The organism is Boseongicola sp., assembly GCF_057460485.1.
Window position 1 is genome coordinate 16,493 of record NZ_JBVCWP010000022.1, and the last position, 13,621, is coordinate 30,113.

Below are 13,621 nucleotides of genomic sequence, written 5' to 3' on the forward strand. Positions count from 1 at the left end.
GATCCGATAAAGTTTCTGAAAAGGCCGGCCACTGTGCCGGCCTTTTTTGTCCGTGCGCCAGCATGATATAAGCTCCAGACATGCAACACAGGAGCCACTTCAATGACAACGCCCCCGTTCCAAACCGAAAAAGCAGACGCGTTGATGGAGGCGCATGGCCTCGACGTCTTGATCGCAAACTCGCCCCACAACGTACGTTATCTCCTCGGCGGGCACCGCTCATTCTTCTTTCAAAGCATGGACGCCCTCGGCCACGCCCGCTATTTGCCGCTGGTGATATACGTGGCCGGCACCCTTGATCAGGCGGCCTACATCGGAAGCGCCATCGAAGGCTTCGAAAAGGCCCTCGGTGCGTTCTGGCCGATCCATACCCACACAGTCACCTGGGGAACGCGTGACGCCGCAGAAGCGGCCGTCAAACACCTCACAGACATGGGCCTCACCAAGGCCCGCATTGGCATCGAGCCGCCGTTCCTGCCCCGTGACGCGGATCAAGTCCTCGCTGACGGCCTGCCAGATGCAATATTCGGCGACGCAACCCCCATTTTGGAACGTCTCCGCGCAATCAAGCGTCCGGATGAGCTGGCCAAACTCAGCGCGGCGTCCGACGGCGTGATCGACGCCATGCGCGCAACCATCGACTGGGCAACACCCGGCGTCACCAAGCACCAGATCATCCACCGGCTGAAAGCCGAAGAACACGCGCGCGATCTCGACTTCGACTATTGCCTCGTGACGTTTGGCCAAAACCGGAACCGCGCGCCCTCTGATCAGCAATGGCAACCGGGGGAAGCCATGTCCATCGACAGTGGCGGCAATATTGACGGCTATATAGGAGACCTTTGCCGCATGGCCGTCATGGGGCCACCAGACGCGGAACTCGAAGACCTTCTGGCCGAAGTCGACGCCACCCAACAGGCAACGTTCGCTTTCCTCAAAGCAGGCGCGACCGGACAAACCGCCTTGGATCACGGCAACAGCGTCTTAAAGTCGGGACCCAATGCGAAGCACACGGACCTTGTCATCCACGGAATGGGCCTTGTCAGCCATGAGGTGCCCTTCATCATGTCCAACCGCATTTACGATGGCGTCGATGCCGAGGTCCCCCTCGAAGCGGGTATGGTCGTGTCGGTGGAAACAACGATGGGGCACCCCGACCGCGGCCTCATCAAACTGGAAGACACTATCGCGATCACGGAACAGGGCTTTGAGATGTACGGCGACGCGGCACGCGGCTGGAATATCGCCTGATCGCCGGCCCTCCAGCCTTTTAAAAATGCCTAAATAGAAAATCTATGCCGCTGCCGCTTTCTCTTCTGCCGCATCGGCCAGGGCCTCGGCACGCGCCGCAAGTTCCGCCAGCGTCTGCGTCACTTCATCCGGCACCACGGCCACCTCTACGCGTGTCGGTTCCGGCTGCGGATTGCTCTGGAACTCTTCGATCCACGCTTCCTGCTGAGCAACCTTGTCTTCCAGCGCTTTCAGTTGATCATCCGTCCCGGCGGCTTTGTCCGCAAGCATCAGGCCCGCCATCAAAAGCATCCGTGCTTCGGGCAACCGCCCGATCTGGTCCATGAGCGTGCTTGCCTCGTGATCCAGCAAGGCCGCCGCAGATTGCAGGAAATGCTCTTCGCCTTCCTGACAGGCCACTTGAAACGGACGGCTACCGATATTGATCGTTACTTCCGGCATCTCAGGCCTCCTTCAAAACAGGGTCAAGCGTTGCAAGAATGTCGTCGATTTCCGCGCGATCCGCCGACCGCGCCGCGCGCAGCGCCTCGACCTCGGTCTGCAACGACGCATTCACCAATTCAGGATCTGCAACAGCGCTTGCATTTGCCTCACGCAGGGTCTGATTGGATTGGCGTAATTTTTCGCTCACGGCCCTCATTCGCGACAAGTCCCCGTCCCGGCTTTCGACCTGTCCCTTCAGACGCGCAACCTGAGCCTCTAGCCCTGCCACCATCGTCTCCTGCTTTTCCTTGATCGCCCGCACCCGCTCTTCAAGCTGCGCATTGGCGACCCGCTCGGCCTCCAGCTCGTCCGCCAATGCCGCCGCATCAACGCCATCGTCTGACGCTCCCACGACCCCAAGTCGGTCCATCGCTTGCGCGGCCCGGTCCAATGCCGCCGTGATCCGGCGCTCCAGTTCGGAAATGTCGCTCATATGACTGTCCGCTCCCTCATAACTGCGGGGGCAATATTGGCGCGAGCGAATCGCACCAAACCCCATCCATTCCCCAAGTCATACGAAGGAAGCGCGGGGTTTTCACCCCCTTTCGGCGCAAACGTCCCCCCACGCGCTTGAACTCGCCCGCCTGCCTGCTATCAACCGCTCGAAACCTGAGCATTTCAGCGTCACGACCGACAAGGGGACAGGCACCGTGGATATCGCAACCTTAAAAGAGCTTCACCCAGACCATTTCGCCCGCGCAACCGCAATCCGCGCCCTCGCGATGGACGCCGTACAGGCCGCAAATTCCGGGCACCCCGGCATGCCGATGGGCATGGCCGACGTTGCCACGGTTCTCTTTGAGAAACACCTGAAATTTGACGCAGCCGCCCCGGATTGGCCGGATCGCGACCGGTTCATCCTGTCTGCGGGTCACGGCTCGATGCTGCTTTACGCCCTCCTGCACCTCACGGGCTACGAGGATATGACGATTGAGCAGATCAAGAACTTCCGCCAACTTGGCTCGATCACAGCAGGTCACCCCGAATACGGCCACGCAAAAGGTATCGAAACGACCACCGGCCCGCTTGGCCAGGGCCTCGCCAATGCCGTCGGCTTCGCGATGGCCGAAGAAAGCCTGCGCGCGCGCTACGGCAAAAAGGTCTGCGACCATTACACCTACGCAATCGCCGGTGACGGCTGCCTCATGGAAGGCATCAGCCACGAAGCCATCGGCCTCGCGGGCATGCAAAAACTCGGCAAACTCATCGTACTTTGGGACGACAACAATATCTCAATCGACGGCAAAGTTGGGCTGTCCGACATCACCGACCAGACAAAACGCTTCCAGGCGGCTGGCTGGCAGGTCGTTGAATGTGATGGTCATGACCCCGAAGACATCGACCGCGCTTTGAGCCAAGCCAAATCATCTAAGAAGCCGTCGATGATCGCCTGCAAAACCCACATCGGCTTCGGTTCTCCTAAACAGGACACCGCCAAAGCCCACGGCTCGCCTCTTGGCCCAGACGGCATCGAAGCGACACGTGCAACCTACGGCTGGCCGTATGCGCCTTTCGAAATACCGGTCGACATCCTATCGGAATGGCGCACGATCGGCGCGCGTGGCTCCGCAGACCGAGCGGCATGGAACGACCGCTACGCCGAACTATCGCCAAACCGCCAAACCGAATTGCACCGCGTCTGGACAGGCGCACCTCCAAAGAAGCTCACCTCGACCATTCGCGCGCTGAAAAAGCAAATCTCTGAAACCAACCCCAAAGTCGCCACTCGCAGATCGTCGGAAATGGTGCTGGAGGCCGTGAACCCGATTATGCCCGAGAACATCGGCGGCTCGGCAGACCTCACCGGCTCCAACAATACACTCACGCCAGACCTTGGCATTTTTGACCAAGCCAACCGCAAAGGCCGCTACGTCCACTACGGCATTCGCGAACATGGTATGGCGGCCGCCATGAACGGCCTGGCACTTCATGGCGGCATCCGTCCCTACGGCGGAACGTTCTTGTGCTTCACGGACTACGCACGCGGCGCAATGCGCCTTAGCTCCCTCATGGGCGTGCCCGTCACCTATGTCATGACACACGACAGCATCGGCCTTGGCGAAGACGGGCCCACGCACCAGCCTGTGGAACACATCGCGATGCTGCGCGCCTCGCCCAACATGAACGTTTTCCGGCCCGCCGATACGGTCGAAACCGCAGAAGCCTGGGAACTTGCGCTGACATCACACAAAACACCAAGCACCCTCGTGCTGACACGTCAGGGCCTGCCAACTGTGCGGACCGAGCACAAGATGCGCAACCTCACCGCACAGGGCGCCTACGTCCTGCGCGAAGCCGAGGGCAAGCGCCAAGCGCTTCTGATCGCGACCGGCTCCGAGATCGAGATCGCCCTCAAGGCCCGCGACCTGCTTCAAGCCCAAGGCATCGGTACCCGTGTCGTCTCTATGCCTTGCTGGGAGTTGTTCGAGGAGCAAGACGAAGCCTACCGCCGCAAGGTTCTTCCCGCTGGCCCGGTTCGCGTCGCCATCGAAGCTGGCCTGCGCTTTGGTTGGGACCGTTGGTTGTTCGGCGAGCGCGGCAAGCGCGAAAAGTCAGGGTTCATCGGGATGCACGGGTTCGGCGCATCCGCCCCTGCGCCAGAGCTTTACGAGCACTTCGGCATCACTGCACAAGCCACAGCCGAAAAGGTTAAAGACCTCTTGGGCGGCAACTGGGCGCCCGATTCACGCACCTGATTAAGAAGCAGCCAGATGACATCTAAAAGGGCGCCGCGTGCGCCCTTTTTCCTGCGCTCTAGCCTTTGACCATACGTGCCAGCGTCCCGTCTCGCCGCGTGAGCGCCCCCGCAATATGCACGATGGCACAGGCCGCCAAAAGCTTCGTTACGACCCAATGCACGCCGAAAGCCGTTGTTTCCCAAGCCTCGGACACGGGCGCGAGCGGCGGCAAAGTTATCCGGTTGAACACAAGCACATCAAGTCCGGTCGCCCCGCTGCCCACCCATCCGCTAAGCGGCACCACGGCAAGAAGGACATAGAACGCCCGATGGACCCACTTGGCAGCCTGGTCCTTCCACGCAACATCAGAGGGAAGGCTTGGCGGCGGCGGTGAAACCACATGCCAGACAATTCGCACGGCAAGAAGCGCAAAGATCGTAACCCCGATCGATTTGTGCAACCCGAACAGCCAGAGGTTCGAATACCCGACCTCCATCCGCGCCACGTAGACCCCCAAAGGGAGCATCCCAAGCACGCCAAGGGCCGTAGCCCAATGCAGCGCCCGCGTGACCCACCCAAAAGACCGTTCAGAATTCCTGGCAGCCATGCCCTACTCCGCCAGATCGATCTGCAACATCAGATCAAGCGCCACGGTATCGCCCACAAGATCGCTCCACCCGGTTGCGCCGAAGGCCGCGCGACTTACGGCGCCGGACAGCTGCACAATCAATCGCTCGCGCTCGCCAAGCGCGCGGTCAGCCGGGCGAAACAACTCGGCATCCAGCGTGACGGGCCGCGTAGTATCGCGAATGGTAATCTCGCCGCTCATGCGCGCTTTCGACGGTGCGTCGGGAAGGACTTTGATCTCTGTCGAAACAAATGAAATCGTCGGAAACCGCGTTGTGTCAAGAACCTTGGGCCCGCGCAACGCTTGGGTTGCAAAGGGAAAGTTGGCTTTTGCATTGCCGACATCAAGGACAACGGCAACGCTGCTGTTTGCCACTTGCTGAAAATCAAGCGTGATCTCTGCTGACTGTACCGGCAACTCGCCAGTGATCTGATCCGGACCGAACGACACTTCAAACCCGACGCGGCTCGCGCCCTTGTCCAGCGTGTAGCTCAACGGCGCGGCATTCCCCGCCGACAAAGCGATGACCCAAACCAAGACTGAGCAGAAAAAGTTGCGCATGAAACAACACATAGAACCTTCGTCCCATGTGCACAGCCAAAACACCACCATGCGCGCAACACTTCTGCCTTAACGGTCCAAAACCCGCCTACCGGGTCTTCGCCATTTCCGCGACTTTGCTCGCATCGCCCACACCTGCCAGCGCCCCTATCTTGCTGGCCTCCGCGCGGCCAAGTCGACGTGAGGCGTTGCCGCCAAATAATGCAGCCAGATCGTCCAGGATCATATCGCCGATTAGTTGACGCCCCCCCGCGACAGCCGCCGCGCGATGTGGAGACAAGATCATATTGCCAAGCTTTCGCACGGGATCGTCCGCCTCCAACGGCTCAGACGGGAACACATCAACTGCCGCGCGAAGCCGTCCGCTTGCGACCTCGGACGCAAGGGCCTCGAAATCTACCAAATGAGCCCGGCTAATCAATATCACCAAAGCATTGCGCGGCATCAGGGCAAGCTTGGCCGCGTCCAGAAGATGGTGGTTCTCAGCCGTCGGCACAGCCGCCACAAACAGACAGCGCGACTGCGTCAGGACGTCCTCAAGCGAGACCAGCGTGATCCCATGGGCCTGCGCCACCTCCGGTGCCAACCAGGGATCATAGGCCACCACCCTGGGCGCAAACGGAGCCATAAGCCGCATCAACTCCTGTGCAATCTGCCCGAACCCGACAAATCCGACCTTCGCTCCGAACAGTGTAAAATCCGTCGCCTCGTTGTCACTTAGCCAGTTCTCCCCGCCTGAGCGAAACGCCTCGTGCTCAGTTATTAATCCCCGTGCCCCGGCCAATGCCATCGCCAGGCCCATTTCAGCCACCGATTGACGAAACCCCGGCGCACAGCTCAAAACCTCGATCCCGCGCGCCGCGCAGGCTGCGTAGTCAATCGTATCGGGAAAAGCCCCCGACACTTCGATGATCGCTTTAAGCCGCGTCGCCCGGCCCAAAACTTCGGCATCGATCAAAGGCGTGGCGGAAATCAGAACTTCCGCATCCGGCAATGCGTCATACAGCACACCGTCCGGAACTGGTCCGTCGCGGCCCCAAACCACGTTATAGATATCAAACAAAGCAGCCTTAGCGGCGGGCGAAAACAACTCGTCCATCCGCCGCCAGTCGGGATCAATAATAACAGTGGGTTTGGTCATCAAACTTCCGGAAAATACGTGTTGAAGTGGGGCAAAATCGAGCGGCACGCTGGTGCCGATGACAATGATACTAGTCTCAGGCCTAGCCGCAATAAATTTGCGCCACTCCCCAACTTCGGGTCAATACCGCCTCATTTTCAAGGCCCCATACTCCGATCGGAGGCTTCGCAATCCGTTACCCTTGGTTAACCCCGAGCACCACATCATGCGGCCCTATCCACCAAGCGCTACAAGGCGCACCGACGCGATACCGACGTCGCGTTTCAGGCCAAGACCGCTCATTTTCTCGCGCTAACCATGCCAAAGCAGTGCGCAGGCCGCGCACCTGCAGAACTTTGCGTAAGACCCTGTTAACTTACGAACAATCAAGCGTAAACACAGCCGCATCTTCTGACCGCAACGGCTGCGGATTAACCAAGCACCCGGTACGCGCCCGGATCACGCTGACCAAAGACGCCACAGGCGCATCGCCCTCGGACACAACGTAGTTGTTGGTGTTCAAAGCAATCTGTCGCATGAAATACGTCCGGCTTTCCTGAACGATTTCAAGATTTTGCTCGGCTTGCCGCAAGCTGTTTCCGCCAGCGTTCAAAGCATCAGCCGGGGTCGCCGCGTCAGCAAAAGAGAAGCTATAAAGCGGCAATGGCGTCAATCCCGCCATCTCAAACTCGGTCCGCGTGTTTTGCGGAAGGTCAGAAGTATCGCCTCCCAACGGTCCAAGCCCCACACCCTGTGGCTGCGCACAGCCCGCAACAAGTGCAGCAAGTCCCAGAAACAAAAATAATTTCTTCATTTGATCAATTCCCTCCTTCAATCCGGCTTATGAAACCGTCGCATATGCACAGCTGGAAAGTCGATACCCGCTCTCAATCCGACTGTCATCGGCCCAATGACCGAAAACCCGCAATCGGCGTAAAACGGCACCGCCGTAAGTGTTGAGAAACATTCAAATTGTTCAATGCCCGCCGCCCCAGCAGTTCTGAAAATATGCCCCATCAATCGCCGTCCGATCCCTTCACGCAAACGTCGGTGATCACTCACCACATGCCGGATATGAGCGACATCGAACCGCTCACCTCCCGCACCCGGCGGCGCTGCACGCGTCCAGCCTCCCGCGCCGACAATCGCCCCGTCTTTGTCTTCAACAACGAAATAGGTGCCCGACATTACCAACCGCGGCTGCGCCTTTGAAATCAAGGGGATGGCAGTCACCAAAAGCGATGGCAGATAGTCTGCTTTAAGGATCGCCGGATAAGACCGTGCCAGCAAAGCATCGACACCACTAAAGTCCGCCGCCAACGCGGTTCGCACTGTCAGAATGCTTCGTCGCATTGATCAATCATGCCCCATAGACACGGTCTTTGCCAAGGCCTGCAAAATCCGAAAAGCGGCTCCAAAATAGAAAAGGCCGCGCAAGTGGCGCGGCCCGTTTCCGAATTATTCAGCAAAACTATTTAATTTTGCCTTCTTTGTATTCGACATGTTTGCGCACGACCGGGTCATACTTTCGCACGACCATCTTCTCGGTCATCGTGCGGGCGTTTTTCGAGGTCACATAAAAGTGGCCGGTATCCGCGGTCGAGTTCAGACGAATTTTGATCGTGGTCGGCTTCGCCATGGGTTGTCTCCTGATTGGCCACACCTAACGAGACGGCAGCAGCCCGTAAATCCTTGAAGTCCGCGTTCTAGCGATCACCCCGCCCCTGTCAAGCCGATTCCCACCAATACCGTGCGGTCTCTGGCGGAGTGCCCGTCATCAGATCACCTGCGAAGAGGGCGTTAATTTGCGCGGAGAGCCTGTAAGCCGGATTTTGTTCCCCGCGTTGCCACGGTTCGATGACCATTCCTCTGGCCCCGCCGTTACCGACGGGGATCTAGCTGCCAACCCGGGCCTCTCGGGCTGAAACGACCCTGCGTGGCGGTATCCCTTTCAGGACCGATCCCCGCGCGAGACCCCTATTTGGCATTGCTCCCGGTGGGGCTTGCCGTGCCGTCCCTGTTACCAGGTCCGCGGTGGGCTCTTACTCCACCGTTTCACCATAACCCCGGCGGACCGGGGCTGTCTGTTCTCTGTGGCGCTGTCCCTCGGGTTACCCCGGCCGGGCGTTACCCGGCACCGTTGTCTCATGGAGTCCGGACTTTCCTCCCGGCGCGATCCGAAGATCACACCAAGCGGCCATCCGGCTCTCCGCGCGGCTGTCGTCCTAGGCCCGCGCCGCGCGTGCGTCAAGGATCAGCTTTCCAAACCAATGGGTCGCGAGGGTGTGCGGCGCCCAAACCGCTCCGTCACATCGGCAGGAAATTGACGGGCCAAGCCCGACATCATGGCCCGGTCCGCAGGATCCAGTGGCCCACTTGCCATGGGTCGAAACCGTTGCCGAAACGCCTCCAGAACAAGCTTTTCCCCAAGTTCAATCGGATAGCCGAAGGAGGCTGCATTGCGCATGAAATCCCCCTTCAATGCCGCCTCCGGCCAAACGGAAAGTCCTTTTTTTGCAAGATGGTGCCAATCAAAATTCCGTCCCGGATCCGCCTTGCGCTCAGGGGCGAAATCCGAATGTGCAAGGACCGCTTTCGCCGGAAGAGAATGGCGCAGCAATATGTCGGCAAGAAGCACTTCCAGCGCCTCCATCAGCGGCGCGTCAAAAGCACATGTCCCGTCATTGTCCAACTCAATCCCGATGGACCGCGAGTTCACATCCTCGCGCCCCGCCCAGCGCCCCTCGCCGGCATGCCAGGCGCGATGAGCCTCCTCAACAAGGCGGAAAACGGCCCCGTCTTTCGAAATCAGATAGTGAGCCGAGACTTCCGACGTTTCATCACAAAGCTTCTCAAGCGCTGCGTCAGCGCTTCCCATCGCGGTGTAGTGGAGCACCACCAAAGACGGCGCAAGACCGCCCCGCCGCGCATTATAGTTCGGTGAGGAGCGATCTTCGATGTCCATAGGCTTAGCCTCCGCGTGCGGTCCGAAATGGTGCTGGGTTCCAGAAGCATGCGTATCCGTCTCCATCAGGGTCCATGCCTCGGCGGTCCCTCTGCGGGCCGCCCGCCTCAAGGAAAGCTTCCTGCGCACGGTCAGCGGACGGATAGCGCGCGCATTCCCGGTTGAAGCGATTGATATTTGCGCCACCGGTCCGACGGTAGACCTGCGTGCCAAGCGGGTGGGACGTTGCCAATGCGAACGCAACGACGTTCGGCCGCCCGGTGCTGGAGCGCTCAGGCAAGGCCGTGGGCGCAACAACTTGATAGGTCTCCCGATTGCGTTCGATCCGCTCGGCGTCGCTTTCGATGGATTCGCGGGACGCAACGGCGTCAAAATTCTGCTCGTCAGAGATATCAGGATTGTCCGTTACAGGTGCCATGCCAAGCGTCGCGGTTTCGACTGGGGCCGGTACCCTCGCAGCCGGAAGAGGTGTGCCAAGCGCACCTTGAGCCGTTGAGCCACCGACACCGCCAACGGGCGATTGCCCGCCAATCGTGCGGACCGATTCAAGGGCAGTCAGCGTCTCAGACGCTATGGCTTGCCCATCAGGCACCGCGCGTGGCCGCATCGCCTGAAGCTCAGCGTCGCGCCGAGCACGCTCTGTCGAAAACTCGTCGTAGCCATTGAAGCCCACGCCGAGGTTTGGATTACTATCAGGGACTTGCGCACTACATGCGGCCAAAAAGGCCACTGTACTAAGTGTCAGGAAACGGTTCATCATGTGCTGCTCTGCCAATTTGATTGGACGTTTTATAGGAACCTACCACCATTTAGACGGCTTGGAAACAAAGCCCGCACGGTCCTCGATTGCCTGTGCCACATTCATCAAAGCGCCCTCTTCCCATGGCTTGCCAATCAGCTGCAGCCCCAAAGGAAGGCCCTGCTTGTCGAGCCCCGCAGGCACGGCAATACCGGGAAGACCCGCAAGGTTTACAGTGACCGTGAAGACGTCATTCAGATACATCTGAACCGGGTCATCAAACTCCTGGCCCAACTCGAATGCCGCCGACGGCGTCGCAGGCGTCAGGATCGCATCGACCCCGGCCTCAAATGCGTCTTCGAAGTCCTTCTTGATCAAAGCCCGAACACGGCGCGCACGGTTGTAGTACGCATCGTAAAATCCTGCTGACAAAACATAGGTGCCAATCATTATACGACGCTTCACCTCGTCGCCAAAGCCCTCAGCGCGGGTTTTCTCGTACATCTCGGTGATGCCATCCCCGTGCGACAGTTTTGCGCGATGGCCATAGCGCACGCCGTCATACCGCGCGAGGTTCGACGAAGCCTCAGCTGGTGCCACCACATAATACGCAGGCAACGCGTACTTTGTATGCGGCAGAGAAATATCAACGATAGTCGCGCCTGCATCTTCCAGCATCGCGCGCCCTTCAGCCCAAAGGGCTTCGATCTCTTCTGGCATGCCATCCATACGATACTCTTTTGGAATACCAATGGTCTGGCCCTTTATGTCACCCGTGAGCATCGCCTCAAAATCCGGCACAGCGCGGTCTGCGCTGGTCGAGTCCTTCGGATCATGTCCGGCCATTGCGCCCAACATGATCGCGCAGTCGCGTACTGATTTCGTCATCGGACCGGCCTGATCAAGCGAGGACGCAAACGCCACAATCCCCCAACGCGACACGCGGCCATAGGTCGGCTTCAGCCCTGTTATTCCAACAAAAGCGGCGGGCTGACGGATCGATCCGCCGGTGTCGGTCCCGGTTGCAGCAAGGCATAAGTCAGCCGCAACAGCTGAGGCTGAGCCGCCCGAAGACCCGCCGGGGGTCAGCGCCGTTTCGTCGTTGTCGCGCCGCCAGGGGTTGATGACGTTGCCGTAGACACTTGTTTCGTTTGACGAGCCCATAGCAAATTCATCCATGTTCAGCTTGCCGATCATCACGGCACCTGCATCGAAAAGCTGGCTTGTCACAGTGGATTCATATTCGGGCTTGAAGCCCTCCAGGATGCCGCTGGCGGCCTGACTTGCTACGCCCTTGGTGCAAAACAAGTCTTTGATCCCCAAAGGAATACCGCACAAATCAGGGGCATCTCCCGCCGCAAGGCGCACATCTGCGGCTTTCGCCTGCTCAAGGGCAATCTCGGGTGTCGCATGCACCACGGCATTCAGCGTTTTTGCGTCGTCTGCCGCTTTCAGACACGCCTCGGTCAATTCAACCGATGTTATTTCACCCGCACGGAGTTTCTCTCGCGCTTGCGCAATGGTCAGGACGTTCAACTTAGTCATCGATTATTCCACCACTTTCGGAACCGCAAAAAAGCCTTCGCGCGCATCCGGCGCATTTGACAAGACCTTGTCTTGCTGACCCCCGTCCGTCACCTCATCTACACGTCGTTTTAGCCGCATTGGTGTAACTGATGTCATCGGCTCGACGCCTTCTACGTCGACCTCATTCAACTGCTCAACAAAGCCAAGTATCCGGTTAAAATCCTGCGCCAACGCAGGTAAATCGGCGTCTTCGACCTTAATGCGGGCAAGCTTGGCCACGCGGCGGGCTGTTTCGGTGTCGATCGACATCAGAGCGTCTCTCCATCTTTGAACGCGGTCCATGTACCGCGTGCAGAGACGGCCCGCAAGAAGTGGCTAGCTTGCGAAATCAAGACCACCGTTTAGGGTGACGGCGCCTGAAACGCCGACCTCCCGGAATTTGATCAATGACACTTGCACTCGCGATCCTGCCTATTGCTCTGGCCTTTCTGGCGGGATGGACCGCAAAAGCGACAGGTCTTTTGAAGCCCGAGCATTGGTCGGGCATCGAGCTATTAAGTTTCCGCATTCTGATCCCAGCAATCCTGATCAGCTCCATTGCGACCGCTGATCTGTCGTCAGACCGGATCGGACCGCTTGCCGGGTCATTGGTCAGCATGGTGTTTCTTGCGGCCATTCTGGGGCTAAGCGTCAGATTTTTGCTGCCGGTCGACAAGCTATCGTCCGCATCACTTTCAACCATCTTTCAGACCACAACGCGTTGGAATGCCTTTATTTCCCTTTCTGCAGCCGAATTGCTCGGAGGGCCGGACGTCCTGCTGTTGATAGCCGTTGGGATGTCGGTGCTGACCCCGTTGATCAACGTCAGCAATATCCTTGTTCTGGCCTGGCTTTGCGCCGGGACAACAGGTCCACGCCGCATTCTGAAGGCCGTTGTAGCAAATCCACTTGTCATTGGCTGCGCGATTGGACTTTCGCTGAATGCTGCACCATTCGACCTTCCAAAGCCTCTGTACGAGACCCTCGATATCATTGGCCGCGCCGCGCTCGGGATCGGGCTTTTGGTTGTCGGGGCCGGGATTTCGTGGCGTCGTCTGGGACGGCTGACCGCACCCGTACTGATTGGCGCGCTTTTACGCCCCATCGGAATGCCGCTTGTGTTTCTAGGCCTCGCCAATGTGTTTGGGCTTTCCTCCACAGAGACCCTCGCTGGGCTACTGGTGACAGCGGTTCCAGCCGCCTCGAACGGCTACGTCGTCGCGCGCACTATGGGCGGCGACACCGAACTTTACGCAGATATTCTGGTCTACCAGACCCTACTCTCGATGGCCGCAATACCGATTTACGCCTCGCTGGTTCTGTGACGGCGCCACACTTCGATCATCCAGCCAAGCATGATCCCATTGAGCATATGCCAAATGAAATGTGTGCCAACTGGAAGGCGTGCGCACGACGTGTCGTCAATTGATCGAAAGACAAGCGAGACGCAAAGCAAACCCGCACCGAAGAGAAGTCCCCGCGCCGTCTCATGGGCGCGATTGCGCAACAATATACCATAGCCCGCAATCAAAATCGGCAAGACCCAATACACTGATGAAATTGAGAAAAATGGAAGTTGTTGCACCAACGGCGTGACCAAAGCGGCGTATGGGAAGAAAGCCAGCGTCGC

General features: G+C 58.9%; 15 protein-coding genes, 1 other RNA gene and 1 pseudogene. 3 read left to right on the top strand and 14 right to left on the bottom strand.

The window, feature by feature from the left end; genetic code table 11:
* The first annotated feature begins 102 nt into the window (after positions 1-102).
* Complete coding sequence (locus AC221Y_RS05200) at positions 103-1,251, top strand: M24 family metallopeptidase (protein ID WP_486706899.1); 1,149 nt, start codon at positions 103-105, stop codon at positions 1,249-1,251.
* A gap of 42 nt (positions 1,252-1,293) precedes the next feature.
* Here AC221Y_RS05200 and AC221Y_RS05205 read toward each other — a convergent pair whose 3' ends face one another.
* Together AC221Y_RS05205 and AC221Y_RS05210 are read right to left on the bottom strand one after the other, a co-directional pair.
* Positions 1,294-1,692, bottom strand: coding sequence for a cell division protein ZapA (locus AC221Y_RS05205; protein WP_299756857.1), 399 nt, complete (start codon positions 1,690-1,692; stop codon positions 1,294-1,296).
* 1 nt (position 1,693) lies between these two features.
* Positions 1,694-2,167 carry a hypothetical protein gene (locus AC221Y_RS05210; protein ID WP_486706900.1) on the bottom strand — a complete coding sequence of 158 codons (474 nt, stop codon included), beginning with the start codon at positions 2,165-2,167 and terminating at the stop codon, positions 1,694-1,696.
* Between the two features lie 217 nt (positions 2,168-2,384).
* Between AC221Y_RS05210 and tkt the strand changes: the two genes are divergently transcribed.
* Entirely contained in the window at positions 2,385-4,430 is a 2,046-nt protein-coding gene (tkt, locus tag AC221Y_RS05215; protein WP_486706901.1) for a transketolase, read from the top strand.
* A gap of 58 nt (positions 4,431-4,488) precedes the next feature.
* On the opposite strand, the gene AC221Y_RS05220 is transcribed toward tkt, so the two are convergent.
* From AC221Y_RS05220 to gatC, 11 genes are all read right to left on the bottom strand, one after another.
* Complete coding sequence (locus tag AC221Y_RS05220) at positions 4,489-5,019, bottom strand: cytochrome b (protein WP_299756848.1); 531 nt, start codon at positions 5,017-5,019, stop codon at positions 4,489-4,491.
* Positions 5,020-5,022: 3 nt separating this feature from the next.
* Positions 5,023-5,601, bottom strand: coding sequence for a YceI family protein (locus AC221Y_RS05225; protein WP_486706902.1), 579 nt, complete (start codon positions 5,599-5,601; stop codon positions 5,023-5,025).
* 88 nt (positions 5,602-5,689) lie between these two features.
* Positions 5,690-6,742 (bottom strand): NAD(P)-dependent oxidoreductase, encoded by a 1,053-nt coding sequence (locus tag AC221Y_RS05230; protein ID WP_486706903.1) that lies wholly within the window; start codon positions 6,740-6,742, stop codon positions 5,690-5,692.
* A gap of 355 nt (positions 6,743-7,097) precedes the next feature.
* Entirely contained in the window at positions 7,098-7,535 is a 438-nt protein-coding gene (locus AC221Y_RS05235; RefSeq protein WP_486706904.1) for a lipoprotein, read from the bottom strand.
* A 17-nt stretch (positions 7,536-7,552) separates the two neighbouring features.
* The gene (locus AC221Y_RS05240) at positions 7,553-8,074 is read right to left on the bottom strand and encodes a GNAT family N-acetyltransferase (RefSeq protein ID WP_299756836.1); all 522 of its coding nucleotides are present in this window, start codon (positions 8,072-8,074) and stop codon (positions 7,553-7,555) included.
* A 118-nt stretch (positions 8,075-8,192) separates the two neighbouring features.
* The gene (gene rpmG / locus AC221Y_RS05245; protein ID WP_299756834.1) at positions 8,193-8,360 is read right to left on the bottom strand and encodes a 50S ribosomal protein L33; all 168 of its coding nucleotides are present in this window, start codon (positions 8,358-8,360) and stop codon (positions 8,193-8,195) included.
* Between the two features lie 166 nt (positions 8,361-8,526).
* Positions 8,527-8,934, bottom strand: an RNA gene (gene rnpB / locus AC221Y_RS05250) — RNase P RNA component class A.
* A 41-nt stretch (positions 8,935-8,975) separates the two neighbouring features.
* The gene (locus AC221Y_RS05255) at positions 8,976-9,686 is read right to left on the bottom strand and encodes an N-acetylmuramoyl-L-alanine amidase (RefSeq protein WP_299756831.1); all 711 of its coding nucleotides are present in this window, start codon (positions 9,684-9,686) and stop codon (positions 8,976-8,978) included.
* Positions 9,687-9,690: 4 nt separating this feature from the next.
* Positions 9,691-10,446, bottom strand: a complete 756-nt coding sequence (locus AC221Y_RS05260) for a hypothetical protein (protein WP_299756829.1) — start codon at positions 10,444-10,446, stop codon at positions 9,691-9,693.
* A gap of 39 nt (positions 10,447-10,485) precedes the next feature.
* The gene (gene gatA / locus AC221Y_RS05265) at positions 10,486-11,970 is read right to left on the bottom strand and encodes an Asp-tRNA(Asn)/Glu-tRNA(Gln) amidotransferase subunit GatA (RefSeq protein ID WP_299756827.1); all 1,485 of its coding nucleotides are present in this window, start codon (positions 11,968-11,970) and stop codon (positions 10,486-10,488) included.
* Between the two features lie 3 nt (positions 11,971-11,973).
* The gene (gene gatC, locus AC221Y_RS05270; RefSeq protein ID WP_486706905.1) at positions 11,974-12,261 is read right to left on the bottom strand and encodes an Asp-tRNA(Asn)/Glu-tRNA(Gln) amidotransferase subunit GatC; all 288 of its coding nucleotides are present in this window, start codon (positions 12,259-12,261) and stop codon (positions 11,974-11,976) included.
* A 137-nt stretch (positions 12,262-12,398) separates the two neighbouring features.
* On the opposite strand from gatC, the gene AC221Y_RS05275 reads away from it, so the two are divergent.
* On the top strand, positions 12,399-13,316 hold the full coding sequence (locus AC221Y_RS05275) for an AEC family transporter (RefSeq protein ID WP_299755799.1): 918 nt from the start codon (positions 12,399-12,401) through the stop codon (positions 13,314-13,316).
* On the opposite strand, the pseudogene AC221Y_RS05280 reads toward AC221Y_RS05275, so the two are convergent.
* A pseudogene (locus AC221Y_RS05280) lies at positions 13,295-13,621 on the bottom strand (hypothetical protein); the annotation flags it as partial. The gene AC221Y_RS05275 and the pseudogene AC221Y_RS05280 sit on opposite strands and share 22 nt — an antisense overlap.

Coding starts and splice junctions, on each gene's coding strand:
- AC221Y_RS05220 (WP_299756848.1), bottom strand. CDS start 5,019: ATGGCTGCCAGGAATTCTGAACGGTCTTTTGGGTGGGTCACGCGGGCG.
- AC221Y_RS05260 (WP_299756829.1), bottom strand. CDS start 10,446: ATGATGAACCGTTTCCTGACACTTAGTACAGTGGCCTTTTTGGCCGCA.
- AC221Y_RS05235 (WP_486706904.1), bottom strand. CDS start 7,535: ATGAAGAAATTATTTTTGTTTCTGGGACTTGCTGCACTTGTTGCGGGC.
- AC221Y_RS05205 (WP_299756857.1), bottom strand. CDS start 1,692: ATGCCGGAAGTAACGATCAATATCGGTAGCCGTCCGTTTCAAGTGGCC.
- AC221Y_RS05225 (WP_486706902.1), bottom strand. CDS start 5,601: ATGCGCAACTTTTTCTGCTCAGTCTTGGTTTGGGTCATCGCTTTGTCG.
- gatC (WP_486706905.1), bottom strand. CDS start 12,261: ATGTCGATCGACACCGAAACAGCCCGCCGCGTGGCCAAGCTTGCCCGC.
- rpmG (WP_299756834.1), bottom strand. CDS start 8,360: ATGGCGAAGCCGACCACGATCAAAATTCGTCTGAACTCGACCGCGGAT.
- AC221Y_RS05255 (WP_299756831.1), bottom strand. CDS start 9,686: ATGGACATCGAAGATCGCTCCTCACCGAACTATAATGCGCGGCGGGGC.
- AC221Y_RS05200 (WP_486706899.1), top strand. CDS start 103: ATGACAACGCCCCCGTTCCAAACCGAAAAAGCAGACGCGTTGATGGAG.
- AC221Y_RS05275 (WP_299755799.1), top strand. CDS start 12,399: ATGACACTTGCACTCGCGATCCTGCCTATTGCTCTGGCCTTTCTGGCG.
- AC221Y_RS05210 (WP_486706900.1), bottom strand. CDS start 2,167: ATGAGCGACATTTCCGAACTGGAGCGCCGGATCACGGCGGCATTGGAC.
- gatA (WP_299756827.1), bottom strand. CDS start 11,970: ATGACTAAGTTGAACGTCCTGACCATTGCGCAAGCGCGAGAGAAACTC.
- AC221Y_RS05230 (WP_486706903.1), bottom strand. CDS start 6,742: ATGACCAAACCCACTGTTATTATTGATCCCGACTGGCGGCGGATGGAC.
- AC221Y_RS05240 (WP_299756836.1), bottom strand. CDS start 8,074: ATGCGACGAAGCATTCTGACAGTGCGAACCGCGTTGGCGGCGGACTTT.